We start from the raw sequence: 14,375 nt of genomic DNA on the forward strand, positions 1-14,375 counted from the left end.
GCCAAAAGCCAGCAGTTGGTCTGTGTGCAATCGCGAAGGGCGGTGACCTCGAAGGTTCGCTCCACGTCATTGCGAGCGCAGCGAAGCAATCCATCGTGCCGCACATGCGGAGCCATGGATTGCTTCGCTTCGCTCGCAATGACGGCTTGTATTGCAGCCCGCGGCCTACCCAATATTCTGCAGCGCCGGAAACGTCTCCAGCAGCCAGACGCTGACGTTGGAGACGGCGCCGGTCAGGAAGCCGATGCCGGTCACCACCATCAGCACGCCCATCACCCGCTCGACGGTGTCGAGATGGCGCTTCATCCGCGCGAATAGCGAGGAGAAGTGCTTGATCATGAAGGCGGCGAGCAGGAACGGGATGCCGAGCCCGGCGGAATACACCGCGAGCAGGCCGGCGCCTTTCGTGACCGTGGCCTCGGCGGCGGCGATCGAGAGGATCGCGGCCAGGATCGGCCCGATGCACGGCGTCCAGCCGAACGCGAAGGCGAGCCCCATCACATAGGCGCCCCACAGCCCGACCGGCTTTGGCGCGGTCATTCGTCCCTCGCGCATCAACAGGCCGATACGGGTGATGCCGAGGAAGTGCAGGCCCATGATGATGATGACGATGCCGGCCAGGATCGACAGCTCGGCCGACCAGGCCCGCACCAGGCCGCCGACAAACGACGCGCTGGCGCCGAGCGCGACGAACACGGTGGAGAAGCCGAGCACGAACATCAGCGCAGCCATCATCACCGCGCGCTTGGAGGCGGGGCTGGCGCCGTCCTGGTTGACTTGCTCGATGGTCGCGCCGGTCAGATAGATCAGATAGGGCGGCACCAGCGGCAGCACGCAGGGCGACAGGAAGCTGACAAGGCCGGCAATCAAGGCCGCCGGGATCGAGACGTCGTGCATCAATGAACCTTCGAGGATAACTGTTCTGTCATGGCGTCTACGCCTTAAACAATCCAGAAGTTTCCGCGCCGGCGCATTCAACTATGGTCACAGGCCCGTGTGCGGGGCGGTGCCGCAAGGTTCGATGTCCCGGCGTGGATGTGAGGTGAGAGCGCCAGTCAGGCTCCCTCTCCCCTTGCGGGAGAGGGTGGGGAGAGGGGTGCCCCGGGCGGGATGATGGACGGAGTCACTGCTTTCGCAACGCCGTCTCGCTCGTGTCGACACGCAAGATGGAGAGAGTACGCCGTGTGGCACCCCTCTCCCTAACCCTCTCCCGCAAGGGGAGAGGGAACCCTGGTCGCGTGCTCACCTCACTTGCGTCTGGTGGTGCCGCTCGCACCTCATCAGGGTGACGGGACTAACGGCCGTGCCACACACTCGCCGTCGTTCCTGCGAAAGCAGGGACCCATAACCACAAATGCTGATGGTCTTGCTGCGTTGGAATGACGAGTCCCGCCGGCAAAATCCGCCGCGGAGTGTGGGTCCCGGCCTTCGCCGGGACGACGATGGGGAGAGCTGCGCGCTCCTCAGCGTCAGCGCTTCCGTGCCGGCGTCTCGAACTCGCGGCCTCGGATCCGCACCAGGTCGTCGGCGGAATGCTTCAGCAGCACGACCGTCGCCTGCCGCGCCGCCTCGGCGTCGCCGGCGGCGATCGCGTCGAGCACGGCGCGATGCTCGATCAGGGCGCGCGGGCGGTGCGAGCCGGGGGCTGCGATGGTAAAGCTCTGGCGCAGCGTGATCTCGAACATCTGCGCGATCGGCCAGAAGAACTCGTTGCGGGTGGCGAAATAGATCGACTGGTGAAAGGCGATATCGGCGGCGACGAACGCCTCGTTGGTCGTGGCCGCATCCATGCCGTCGCAGCCGGCGCGGATGCGGGCGATGTCGTCGTCGCCGGCGTGCAGCGCCGCCAGCGCCGCGGCGGCGGGCTCGACCGCTGTGCGCAGCTGGAACAGCTTTGCCAGATAACGGTCGATGTCGGCGGCCTCGAGCCGCCAGCGCAGCACGTCGGGATCGAGCTGGTTCCACTGCTCGGGCGGCCGCACCCGCGTGCCGCTCTTGGGCCGCGATTCGATCAGCCCCTTGCCGATCAGCGTGCGCATCGCCTCGCGCACCACGGTGCGGCTGACATCCATCATCGCGCAGATCTGCATCTCCGGCGGCAGCGTCTCGCCGACGCCGATGTCGCCGCGCACGATGCTGGCGCCGACGCGGTCGGCGACCTGGCTGTGCACGTTCCGGCGCAACGCGGTGGAGCTTTGGAACACGAAACGCCTCGCTGGTTTGGTTGCCGGCGCCGATCGGCGCGGCGCATTTACGCAACCCGGCTACGCCCTTGCGTAGCCCTACCTCTTTTGTCATACATTACGACAAATATTCTGCCAAGCGCGCCGCAGCCAACGCGGCGGGCAACAACGAACCGTTCCCGGGGAGAAGCCATCATGACATCGAAGCGCGTCAGCCGCCGCCTTGTGTTGCAGTCGTCGGTCGCAGCCTCCGCGTGGCTTGCCGCCGCGCCTGCGCTGATCGGCCGCGCCGAGGCCGCCGTGATGAAGATGCGCTGCTCGTCGTCGCTGCCCAACGATCCGAAATACGCCAACGGCCGCGTCTACTACGACAACCTCGTCAAGCAGATCAAAGCAGCCGGGCTCGGCGAGCAGATCGACGTCACCTTCTTCCCCGACAACCAGCTCGGCCAGGAGATCGACGTCATCAACTCGGTGAAGCTCGGCGTCATCGACCTGATGGTGTCGGGCTCGTCGATCTCGGCCAATCTGGTGCCGCTGGTCGGCACCTTCGGCCTCGGCTACCTCTTCACCAGCTTTCAGCAGCAGACCAAGGCGTTCGACGCCGGCGCGGCCAAGCCGATCGAGGATGCACTGCTCAAGGGCGGCAACATCCGCATCATCGCCTGGGCTTATAATTTCGGCGCGCGCAGCGTGCTGGCGAAGAAGCCGGTGAAGACGCCGGAGGATCTCGCCGGCCTGAAGATCCGCACGCTGCCCAATCCGATCATCACCGAATGCTTGCGCCTGATGGGCGCGGCGGCGACGCCGCTGGCGTTCGGCGAGATCTACACCGCACTGCAGGCAGGCGTGCTCGACGGCCTCGAGCACGATCCGCCGACCATTCTGGCCAGCAAGTTCTACGAGACCTCGAAGCACTATGCGCTGACCCAGCACAACTTCTCGCCGCTCGCGATCTATTTCAGCGACACCACCTTCAACCGCATGGACCCCAAGCTGCGCGAGGGTTTTCTCGACGCCGCCAAGAAGGCCGCCGCCGACAGCCGCGCCCACGGTCTGGCGGTGGAGAAGGAGGCGCAGACCACGCTGGTCGAGAAGGGTGTCACCGTCGTCGAATGCGACAAGGAGGCGTTCCGCAAGCGCGTGCTGCCGCAGACCGACAATTTCATCAAGGCGCGGCCGGAGGCGAAGGCCGTCGTCGATATGATCCGCGCCACCCAGGCCTGAGGCCCTCGCATGTCAGTTGCCGCAATTGCGGAGGGCCGCAGCGCCGGCCGGATCACGGCGCCGCTGGTCGCCGTCAGCGATACGATCGCCGCGGTCCTGCTCGCCGCTGACCTGGTCGTGGTCTGCGTCTCGGTGCTGGCCCGCTTCCTGTTCAACGCTCCGGTCGAATGGTCCGATGACGTCGCCCGCGGCCTGATGGTCGGTTCGAGCTTCTTCGGCGCGGCGAGCGCGCTGGCGCGCAGCGAAAACCTCGGCGTCGCCTTCTTCGTCGACATGCTGCCACCGGGCGTGCGGCGCACCGTCGACGCCGTCGGCGCGCTGCTGGTCGCTATCATCTCGTTCTATGTCGCGTTCAATGCGCTGAAGATGGGCTGGCTGACCACCGGCCAGACCTCGGGCTCCGGCCTGCCGCTGGAATGGACGTTCTATCCGATGGGCGTCGGCGCAGCCTTCATGACGATCTTCGCGCTCGAGACGTTTGGCGGCCGTCCGCTGCGCGACATGATCGCGGGCATCGTCGCCGCCGCCGTGATCGCCGGGCTCTATCTGGTCTGGGATGCGCTCGCGCCCGCGTCGGTGCCGTCATCGCAGACGCTGATGCTGGTCGGCTTCTTCCTCACCTTGTTTGGCGGCCTGCCGATCGGGTTTGCGCTGGCGCTGGCGGCGCTGATCTTCATCTGGGTCGAGGGCACGCTGCCCGGCGTGATCTTCGCCCAGCAGATGGCGCGCGGCATCGACAATTTCGTGCTGCTGGCGATCCCGTTCTTCATCCTGGTCGGCTACCTGATGGAAGCCAACGGCATGTCGGTGCGGCTGATCGAGCTGTTGCAGCGTGCCGTCGGCAAGATGCGCGGCGGGCTCAACGTCGTGATGGTGCTGTCGATGGTGCTGTTCTCCGGCATCTCGGGCTCGAAGATGGCCGACGTCGCCGCGGTCGGCTCGGTCTTGATCCCGGCGGCGCGTCGCTCGCGACAGAACCCGGGTGGCGCGGTGGCGCTGCTCGCGGCATCCGCCGTGATGGCGGAGACGATTCCGCCCTGCATCAACCTGATCATCCTCGGCTTCGTCGCTAACCTCTCGATCGGCGGGCTGTTCGTCGCCGGCATGCTGCCGGCCGCGCTGATGGCGCTGGCGCTGGTCGCGGTGTCGATCATTTTCGGCAAGCGCCCCGCCGCGAGCGGCGAGGCCGAGCCGCGCGCGGCGGTCTCCGGGCTGTGGACCGGCGCGATCGCCTCGTTCGGCCTGATCTTCATGATCTTCTTCGGCTTCAAGAGCGGCTTTGCCACCGCGACCGAGATCTCGGCCTTTGCCGCGGTGTACGCCATCGCGGTCGGCAGCCTGCTGTTCCGCGAACTCGGCGTGAAGAATCTCGCGCACTGCTTCGTGCAATCGGCGACGCGCTCAGGCCTGGTGCTGTTCATCGTCGCCGCCGCGCAGTCGCTGGCCTTCATCCTGACCCTGCAGCAGGTGCCGCACGAGGTCGGCGACTTCATGCTGTCGATCTCCGGCAGCCACGGCGTCTGGCTGTTCATGTTGCTGTCGATCGTGGTGCTGGTGGTGATGGGCTCGGTGCTCGAGGGCGCCGCGGCGCTGATCATCTTCGGGCCGCTGCTGTTGCCGGTCGCGGTCAAGCTCGGCATCGATCCGCTGCATTTCGGGGTCGTGCTGGTCATCTCGATGGGGCTCGGGCTCTTCGCACCGCCACTCGGCCTCGGGCTCTATGGCGCCTGCCTGATCGGCAACGTGCCGATCGAGCAGACCATCAAGCCGATCCTGGGCTATCTCGGCCTGCTGCTGCTATGCCTCCTGGTGATCGCCTTCGTGCCCGTCATCAGCACCGCGTTGCCGCACGCGATGGGCTACTAGAGGAGCGGGACAAATGGGCTACTAGAGGAGCGGGACAATGAGAGTGTTGCTCGCCCACACCCCGCAAATGCGCCGCGACTATTACGGCGAGCGCAGCCTGAGCGGCCTGCGCGCGGTCGCCGACGTCAAGCTGCACAAGGGCGATGACGCGCTCGACGCCGCCGCGCTGGTCTGCGCCGCGGAAGAGGTCGACATCATCGTTGCCGACCGCATGACCGCCGGCCCGGGCGAGATCTTTCCGCTTCTGCCAAAGCTGCGCGCCTTCGTGCGCTGCGCGGTCGATATCCGCAACATCGACGTGAGCGCGGCCTCCGCCGCCGGCGTGCTGGTGACGCAGGCGAGCGCAGGTTTTGTGCAGTCGGTCGCCGAGCTCGCGCTCGGCTTCATGGTCGATTTTTCGCGCGGTGTCTCGCGCGCGACGGCCGATTATCACGCCGGCCGCAAGCCTGAGGTCGCGATGGGCCGCCAGCTGGCCGGCAGCACGATCGGCATCATCGGCTATGGCAGCATCGGCCGCTATCTCGCAAGCATCGCGAAAGTGCTCGGCATGCAGGTGTTGGTCGCCGATCCCTTTGTCAGGCCGGAAGATCCTGCGATCTCCCATCTGCCGCTCGACGACCTCCTGGCGCGTGCCGATTATGTCGTCTGCCTCGCGGTCGCCAATGAGCAGACCGAGAATTTGATCGGGCAGGCGGCGCTGGCGCGGATGCAGCGGCACGCCGTCTTCATCAACCTGTCGCGCGGCAATCTGGTCGATGAAGCCGCGCTCGCGGCGGCGCTGCGCGAGGGACGTATCGCCGGCGCGGCGATGGATGTCGGCCGCGCGCCGGACCAGATGCCGTCGCCGGAGCTTGCCAAACTCACGAGCGTCATCGCGACGCCGCATGTCGGCGGCTTGACGCCGCAGGCGATCGAACATCAATCGTCGGAGACGGTGCGCCAGGTCGCAAAAATCGTCGCCGGCGAAATTCCCGTTGGTGCCGTCAATGGCGATCGCTGGAGGCGGCGGCCGTAGAACCGGACCTCGGCAGGCGCATGAGCGCGCGGCGTGTTGCAGAAACATCACGAGCGCTGACAATGCGACCGATCGTCACTGCGCTGTCATGCCCGAATGTTTGTTTCGCTCTGTTTCCGGGGGCGGAAAAACATTGCTGTTGGGGGGCTGACCATGCGCGCCGTCAAATTATCATCGCTTGCAGCCGTTTTTGTCGCGACCTCGTCGCACCTCGCCCTGGCCCAGACGCAGACCATTGCGACGCCGCTGAACGCCAATGCGATCAACGTCTTGATGCCGTTGAGCACGCTGCTCGGCACGACCACGATCTCGCAGAATCTGACCAATGCGGTGTCGATCAACAACAATTCGACCGCCGCGCAGCGGGCGCAGGCGCTGATCGACAACACCATCACCACCGACAACGGCGTGGTGCTGTCCGACGGCCTCGGCACCAAGCTGGGCGCGATCTGGAACGCCAACAACAGCCAGGCGGCGAACGGCACGACCACGACGTTCTCGCCCAATCTGCTGACCCTGTTCCGGCAGATCAACGCGATCTCGCAGGACGATTCCGGCAAGGCGAAGAACTTCTTCGCCGACGGGTCGGCGAACGGCACCGTGTTCGTCAGCAACGCCAATCTGTCGCTCGGCAAGACCGCGACCTCGAACACCCCGATCGTCGGCATCTCGTTGCCGGCGAACGGCACCTTCAACGTCTACGACAAGTCCTATGCGCCGATCGCCCAGCAGAACCGGACCGGCAACTCCCGCCCGATCCAGGTCAATCCGAACAGCATCGTGAGCTTCAGCGGCGTCGACTATTTCGGCAATCCGACCTCGAACACGAACATCCTCGGCACCAACACCGCCAACAGCGGCTCCGGCCTGTTCGCCAACGCCTCGCTGCCGAGCGGCCACACCACCTTCGGCTACACCACGTCGCTGCTGTTCGCGATGCTGGTGCCGGAGCGCTACACCGAGATGCTGACCCGCGGGTCGGAATACGGCGACAGCCGTATCGTGCTCGGCGTGCACTATCCGCTCGACGTCATCGCCGGCCGCGTGCTCGGCACCTATGACGTGGTGCAGATGCTCAACAACAATCCGCAATACACCAACGCCACCGTCAACGGCGTGTTCGGCATCGGCGACGTCACCACCACCGGCAACTTCCAGGCCGTGTTCAACGCGGCGCGGACCGACGTGACCAATCTGCTGGTGGCCGGGTGCGGCGGCATCAGCATCGCGGCCTGCGCCGCAAGCGGCGCGCCGGACCGCTTCAGCGATCTGGCCAAGGACAAGGCCGACTACACCGCGCGGCTGACGTACGGCCTGCCGACGCTGTCGTTCGCCCAGGCGCCGCGCGAGGCCGCGCCGGCCGGCGGCCCCGACGCATCGATCCTGCTGGCGACGGTCTATGGCGGCGATTCGGCTGCGGCCAAGACCATCGCGCCGACCGGCGGCATGTTCGGCAGCCTGTCGACCAGCACCATCAACCAGATTCTGGTGAACACCGAGACCAACGCGATCGCGCCGTTCTACGGCACCGCGCTGAGCTACTGGGCGCGCCTCGACCTGTTCTCCGCTGTCACCTATTTCCAGGGGGTGACCGGCACCCTGAGGCTGGCCGCGAGCGACGTCGTCACCACCAACGTCACCGTCGCCAATGGCGGTGTGCTGGGCGGTACCGGCGCCATTGCGACGACCACGGTTCTGAGCGGCGGCGCACTGCAGGGCGGCGCCAACGGCCAGGGCGCGCTGCGGATCAACGGCAGCCTCGCGTTGCAGTCCGGCGCGCTTTATCTGGTGCAGGCGACGTCGACGTCGGTCGGCTCCACCAATGTGACGGGCACCGCGACCCTGACCGGCGCCACCGTGCAGGTGTCCTCACCGACCAACAGCTTCAAGTTCAACCAGGCCCAGACCATCCTGACCTCGGCCGGGCTGAACGGCACCACCTTCGCGTCGCTGGTGACGCCGACCGGCATCAATGGCTCGCTCGGCTATTCCGGCAACGCGGTGACGGTGACCTTGAACTCGGGCCTCGGCCAGATCAGCGGCCTCAACGCCAACCAGCGGTCGGTCGCGAACGCGCTCGACGGCGCCTTCAACGGCGGCGCTTCGGTTGGCGGGCTTGCCGGCATCTTCAACGGCAACGTCGCCCGCAACCTGGAGCAGGCGGAAGGACAGGGCGCGACCGGCTCGCAGCAGACCACGTTCAACGCCATGACCCAGTTCCTGGGCGTGATGACCGATCCGAACATCGACGGCCGCGGCGAGGCGGCGGTGCCTGCCGCTGCCGCACAATACGCCGCCGACGACAGCGAGGCGCTCGCCTATGCGTCGAAGGGCAAGGCTCGGTCGCAGGGCGAGCGCGAGGCCTATGCCGCGATCTATCGCAAGGCGCCGCCGCCGGTCGTCTATGAACCGCGCTGGAGCGTCTGGGCGGCCGGCTTCGGCGGCTCGCAGACCACCGACGGCAATGCGGTGCTCGGCACCGCCGACACCCGCAGCAGCATCTACGGCACCGCTGTGGGCGCCGACTATCGCTTCTCGCCAAACACCATCGCCGGCTTTGCGCTCGGCGGCGGCGGCACCAGCTTCTCGCTCGGCAATGCGCTGGGCACCGGCCGCTCCGACCTGTTCCAGGCCGGCGCCTTCATCCGCCACAACGAGGGTCCGGCCTACATCACCGGCGCGCTCGCCTATGGCTGGCAGGACGTCACCACCAACCGCACGGTGACCATCGCCGGGCTCGACCAGCTGCGCGCCAACTTCAACGCCAATGCCTGGTCGGGCCGCGTCGAGGGCGGCTGGCGCTACGCGACGCCGTGGATGGGCATCACGCCGTACGCCGCCGGCCAGTTCACCAGCTTCGATCTGCCGGCCTATTCCGAGCAGGTGATCACCGGAACCAACGCCTTCGCGCAGACCTACAGCTCGAAGACGGTGACGGCGAGCCGCAGCGAACTCGGCCTGCGCAGCGACAAGTCCTATCTGGTGCAGGACGGCGTCCTGATCCTGCGCGGCCGCGCCGCCTGGGCGCATGACTTCAACACCGACCGCACCGTCAGCGCGACGTTCCAGACGCTGCCCGGCGCCTCTTTCGTCGTGAACGGCGCGAGGCCCGCTTCCGACCTCGCGCTGATCACCGGCTCGGCCGAGATGCGCTGGCGCAACGGCTTCTCGGTCGCCGCGACCTTCGAGGGCGAATTCTCCGACGTCACGCAGAGCTACGCCGGCAAGGGCGTGGTGCGTTACTCCTGGTAAGCAGGTCGCACAAACCAACCGATCCAAATCGAGCGCAAATGAGGCCTCCGGCGACAGCCGGAGGCCTTTTGCATTGCTCCCCTCGCAGGGCGCATCGCCCCGGGGCTGGACAAGCCGTTTGCATCCAGCCCAAACTTGTATCCGTCAACCGCCGCCCACGAGCGCGCGGAATCAACGAACGGACGTCCCGCAGCCAACGACGGGCGCCGCAAAGAGGGAGTGCATCACATGGCCGTTTCACGCCGTGACGTTTTGTTGGGCAGCGCCGGCGCATTGGGCGCCGCCTCGTTCTCCTTCCCCGCTCCCGCCATTGCACAATCGGAACCGATCAAGATCGGCTGCCTTGCGGCAATCACCGGGCCGAGCTCGGCGCCGACCGTCGGCTTCAACCGCGGCGTCAACTTCGCGGTCGACGCCATCAACAATGCCGGCGGGGTGAAAGGCCGCAAGATCGAGATCGTGATGCGCGACACCCAGGGCGATCCGACCAAGGCGGTGAATGCCACCCAGGAGCTGATCAGCCAGGCCAAGGTTCACGCGATGTGGGGGCCGCTGAACTCCGGCGAGGCGTTGGCGACAACGCCGATCATGGCGCGCGCCAAGATGCCGGATCTGCACCCCTGCGTGGTCGAAAGCCTGATCGACCCGGCCAAGTTCCCCAACGCGTTCCGGATCGCGCCGTCGAACAACCAGTGGGACGACGCAGTGCGCAATTATTGCCTGAAGATCCTCAAGGTGAAGAAGGTCGCCGTGATCGGCGACACCACCGGCTACGGCGTCACCGCGGTCGGCGCCTCGGTCGCCGCCTTCAAGAAGGACGGCGCCGATGTGGTCTATCAGGCCAATGTCGATTCGACCCAGCCCGACATGACGCCGGACATGCTGCGCGCCAAGAACGCCGGCGCCGAGGCGATCGTGGTGTGGAGCGTCTCGACCGGCATGGAGGCGCGCATGTTCAACACCCGCGCCACGATGAACTGGGACGTGCCCTTCGTCGGCCATCCATCGATGGCGTCGGGCGAGCTCGCGGGCCTGGTCGCCAAGCCGGAGAACTGGAAGAAGGTCTATGCGATCGGCTACAAAAGCTGCAGCTATGACAGCGCCGGCAAGCTGCCGCCGAAGAGCGAGGATCTGGTGGCGCGGCTCGCTAAGGCCAATATCGCGCTGAACGATACGCTGCTCTGGTGGGTCGCCGGCGGCATCGACTGCATCGAGCTGATCGCCAAGGCGGTGGCGGAGAGCGGCTCGACCAGCAGCGCCGACATCATCAAATACTGGAACACGCTGTCGGCCTATCCGGGCTATTTCGGCAACTACCGCTTCTCGCCGACCGAGCATAACGGCTATTTGACCGAAGAGATCGTGATGTCGGAGTCGAGCACGGCGAAGAACGGCACCTTCGCGCTGGCGCCGGGATACAGTTGAGCCAGCGGCGAGGGCGCAGCCGATGCTCGCCTCGATCCTTGCCTCCGGCCTCGCGGCGGGCGCGATCTACGCGCTGGTCGGCGTCACCTACAACACGATGTTCTCGACCTCGCGGGTGATGAGCTTTACCGCCGGCCAGCTCGCGATGCTGGGCGGCGTGTTCGGCTCGATGTTCACGCTGAAGCTCGGTCTGCCCATTGCCGTGGGCTTCGTGCTGACGCTGCTGTGCTGCGCCATCATCGGCATCATCACCGAGTTCGTCGCGGTGCGGCCGGTGCTGAAAAGCCTTGACCAGCACCTCTACGTGCTCTCGACCCTGGCGGTCGCGCTGATGATCCAGCAGATCGCCGCGATCAAATGGGGCACCGAGCCGCAGCCGTTTCCGCGCATCACAGGACTGGGCGAGGGCGTGCTCGACGAAAAGTTCTGGCTGCCGGTGGTGGCCTGCGCCATCACGATCATCGGCCTCGAATATCTCTACCGCCGCACGCTGGTCGGCCGCGCCTTCGTCGCCATCGCCGAGGACAATTTTGCCGCGCGGGCGCTCGGCCTGCCGGAACGCAATCTGCGCGTTGCGAGCTATGCGCTCGCCGGCGTGGTCGGCGGCATTGCCGGATATTCCGGCGGGCAGCTGCTGCTTGCCTTCTTCACCAACGGCGCGCTGCTGAACTTCTACGGCTTCGTGCCGGTGGCGCTCGGCGGGCTCGGCAACAATCGCGGCGCGATCATCGGCGGGCTGGCGCTGGGCCTGTTCCAGCAGGCGGCGAACTTCCTGGTCGGCGGCATCTTCTCCTCGGTCGCGGTGTTCACGCTGTTCATCGTGGTGCTGCTCGCCGCGCCGCAGGGTCTGTTCGGCGCCTCGACCGCGCGGAGGGTGTGATGACCGCGGTCACCGACACTCCGTCCCGAACCGATAGCGGCGCCTGGCGCGCCGTGCTGCCGCATGTCGCACCGTTCCTCGGCATCCTCGCGGCGGCATTTTTGCTACCGTTCGTCAGCAACGACTATTGGGTGCTGATCGGCACCCGCGCAGCGATCTACTGGGTGCTGGTCTCCGGCCTCAATCTGGTCGTCGGCTTCGCCGGCCATCTCGCGATCGGCTATGTCGCGCTGCTGACGCTCGGTGCCTACACCACCAGCGTGCTGGTCGCCGGCAATGTGATGCCGGCCATTCCGGTATTCGCGGCCTTGCCGATCGCGGGCTGCATCGGCGCGATCTTCGGCGTCATCGTCGGCTTGCCGGCACTGCGGCTGCGCACCTTCTATTTTGCGATGTCGACATTGGGCTTTGCCACCATCGTGACCCAGATCGCGCTGGCCTGGCAGAGCGTCACCGGCGGCGGCATCGGCATTGCGGGGCCTGAATTCCCCGAACCGTTCAACACGCCATGGGGTTTTTACGGTCTCTGCATCGCATTCGCCGCCGTGACGACCTGGATGAGCGCCAACGTCGCGCGCAGCCGGTTTGGCCGCGCCCTGATTGCGGTGCGCGACGCTGAAGTGGCCGCCGAAGCCAGCGGCATTTCCAAGCCAAGGATGCTGGTCGCGATCTTCCTGTTCGCCGGTGCGCTCGCGGCCATCGCCGGCGGGCTGTTCGCAACGCTGCAGACCTACATCACGCCCGATGCCTTCACCTTCGATCTCTCGGTGCTGTTCTTCATCGCGATCCTGATCGGCGGCCGCGGCTCGATCCTCGGGCCGCTGCTCGGCACCATCATCCTCACCATCCTGCCGGAGATCGCGGCCCCGCTCGCGGCGTGGTCGACCTTCCTCTACGCGGTGCTGCTGCTGCTGATCGTGCTGGTGATGCCGGGCGGCATCGCGGCGCTGCTCGACTTCCGCAACCGCCGGCCGCTGGCCAGCAACCGCGCCATCGTGCCGCGACCGGCCGCGCTCGCCGACATCGTGCGGCGGCGTGCCGGTGGCAAGACGCTGCAGCTGCGCGGCATCGCGCTCAGCTTCGGCAATGTGAAGGCGATCGACGGCCTCGATCTCGACGTCGCGCCCGGCCAGATCCACGGCCTGATCGGCCCGAACGGCAGCGGCAAGACCACGACGCTGAACGTGATCTCGGGCTACTACGCCGCGAAGGCCGGCACCATGACGCTCGGCGGCGCGGCGCTGCCCGCGGGCCAGCCGGTGCTGCGCGCGGCGCGCGGCATCGCCCGCACTTTTCAGACGCCGCGGGTGATCGGCGAAGCCTCGGTGCTCCAGAACGTCATGATCGGCGGCTCGATCGAGGGCACGGCGCTGTTCCTGGAGGCGATGCTGGCGCTGCCGCGCAACGGCGCGGACGAGCGTCTGCTGGCCGAGAAGGCGCGCGCGCTGCTGGGCGTCGTCGGTCTCGAGGCGCTGGCCGACGTGCGTGCCGATCGGCTGCAGCACAGCGAGCTGCGCTTCATCGAGATCGCACGTGCCCTGATGCTCGATCCGGATTTCCTGCTGCTCGACGAGCCCGCCGCGGGCCTCTCCAATGACGAGATCGAGCGGCTGGCTGCGCTGATCAAGGCGGTGTGCGACCGCGGCACCGGCGTGCTGCTGGTCGAGCATCATGCCGATCTGATCTTCGACATCTGCCACCAGGTCACCGTGCTCAATCTCGGCCGCACGCTGGCGGCGGGCACGCCGGCGGAAATTCGCGTCCACAAGGAGGTGGTCAGTGCCTATCTCGGCGGCTGAATCCCTGCTCGCGGTGAGCGCGCTGCAGTCCGGCTACGGCAAGATCCGCGTGTTGCACGGCATCGACATCAGGATCGCAGCCGGCGAGGTGGTGGCGCTGCTCGGCCCCAACGGCGCCGGCAAGACCACGCTATTGCGCGCGATGTCGGGACTGTTGCCGGTCAGCGCCGGCCAGGTCCGCTTTGACGGCCGCGACATGACCAACGCCACGCCGCGCGATGCCGCGCGCGCCGGCCTCGTCCATGTGATCGAGGGCCATCGCGTGTTCACGCAAATCAGCGTCACCGACAATCTGCTGCTCGCCGGCTACGACCTGCCGCGGGCCGAGCGCGCGTCGCGCGTCGAGGAGGCGCTGTCGTTCTTCCCGGAGATTGCCGAGAAGCGTCACGAGCGCGGCGGCGCGCTGTCGGGCGGGCAGCAGCAGATGCTGACGGTAGCGCAGGGCCTGGTGCGCCGGCCGCGACTGTTGATGCTGGACGAGCCGTCCGCGGGTCTCTCGCCGGTGCTGGTCGACCGTGTTCTCACCGTCGTGCGCCGGCTGCGCGAGCAGGGCACGTCCGTACTGCTGGTCGAGCAACTGCTCGAAAAGGCCCTGGCATCCGCCGATCGCGTCTACGCGCTGGTGCAGGGTGCGATTGCGCTGGAAGCACCGACCAGCGAAAGCGATCTGCCGCACCGGCTGGAGCGCGCCTATTTCGGCCACGAAAGCCATGCGCTGGGCTAGAGCG

At 66.9% G+C, this 14,375-nt stretch carries 10 protein-coding genes; 8 read left to right on the forward strand and 2 right to left on the reverse strand.

The genetic code is table 11. The annotated features are described in order from the left end of the window. Window positions 1-165 precede the first annotated feature (165 nt). On the reverse strand, window positions 166-897 hold the full coding sequence (locus tag CI41S_RS31290) for a cytochrome c biogenesis CcdA family protein (RefSeq protein ID WP_139485632.1): 732 nt from the start codon (window positions 895-897) through the stop codon (window positions 166-168). Between the two features lie 572 nt (window positions 898-1,469). Next, window positions 1,470-2,204 carry a FadR/GntR family transcriptional regulator gene (locus tag CI41S_RS31295; protein ID WP_139862992.1) on the reverse strand — a complete coding sequence of 245 codons (735 nt, stop codon included), beginning with the start codon at window positions 2,202-2,204 and terminating at the stop codon, window positions 1,470-1,472. 174 nt (window positions 2,205-2,378) lie between these two features. Between CI41S_RS31295 and CI41S_RS31300 the strand changes: the two genes are divergently transcribed. The 8 genes from CI41S_RS31300 (at window position 2,379) to CI41S_RS31335 (ending at window position 14,371) form a co-directional block, all read left to right on the forward strand. Continuing rightward, window positions 2,379-3,410 (forward strand): TRAP transporter substrate-binding protein, encoded by a 1,032-nt coding sequence (locus CI41S_RS31300; RefSeq protein WP_139862993.1) that lies wholly within the window; start codon window positions 2,379-2,381, stop codon window positions 3,408-3,410. A 9-nt stretch (window positions 3,411-3,419) separates the two neighbouring features. Next, window positions 3,420-5,276: a TRAP transporter large permease gene (locus CI41S_RS31305; RefSeq protein ID WP_139862994.1), complete on the forward strand. Its 1,857-nt coding sequence runs from the start codon at window positions 3,420-3,422 to the stop codon at window positions 5,274-5,276. A gap of 37 nt (window positions 5,277-5,313) precedes the next feature. Next, complete coding sequence (locus tag CI41S_RS31310; protein WP_139862995.1) at window positions 5,314-6,291, forward strand: NAD(P)-dependent oxidoreductase; 978 nt, start codon at window positions 5,314-5,316, stop codon at window positions 6,289-6,291. Window positions 6,292-6,444: 153 nt separating this feature from the next. Beyond that, entirely contained in the window at window positions 6,445-9,543 is a 3,099-nt protein-coding gene (locus tag CI41S_RS31315) for an autotransporter family protein (RefSeq protein ID WP_172628258.1), read from the forward strand. A gap of 228 nt (window positions 9,544-9,771) precedes the next feature. Next, window positions 9,772-10,968, forward strand: coding sequence for an ABC transporter substrate-binding protein (locus tag CI41S_RS31320; RefSeq protein ID WP_244626744.1), 1,197 nt, complete (start codon window positions 9,772-9,774; stop codon window positions 10,966-10,968). 22 nt (window positions 10,969-10,990) lie between these two features. Beyond that, window positions 10,991-11,848 (forward strand): branched-chain amino acid ABC transporter permease, encoded by an 858-nt coding sequence (locus CI41S_RS31325; protein ID WP_139862997.1) that lies wholly within the window; start codon window positions 10,991-10,993, stop codon window positions 11,846-11,848. After that, window positions 11,848-13,647 carry a branched-chain amino acid ABC transporter ATP-binding protein/permease gene (locus CI41S_RS31330; protein WP_139862998.1) on the forward strand — a complete coding sequence of 600 codons (1,800 nt, stop codon included), beginning with the start codon at window positions 11,848-11,850 and terminating at the stop codon, window positions 13,645-13,647. The genes CI41S_RS31325 and CI41S_RS31330 overlap by 1 nt, the downstream gene beginning before the upstream one ends. Then, the gene (locus tag CI41S_RS31335; protein WP_172628259.1) at window positions 13,628-14,371 is read left to right on the forward strand and encodes an ABC transporter ATP-binding protein; all 744 of its coding nucleotides are present in this window, start codon (window positions 13,628-13,630) and stop codon (window positions 14,369-14,371) included. The genes CI41S_RS31330 and CI41S_RS31335 overlap by 20 nt, the downstream gene beginning before the upstream one ends. Window positions 14,372-14,375 lie beyond the last annotated feature (4 nt).

Origin of the sequence: Bradyrhizobium ivorense (assembly GCF_900696085.1) — a bacterium.
Taxonomy (GTDB): Bacteria; Pseudomonadota; Alphaproteobacteria; order Rhizobiales; family Xanthobacteraceae; genus Bradyrhizobium; species Bradyrhizobium ivorense.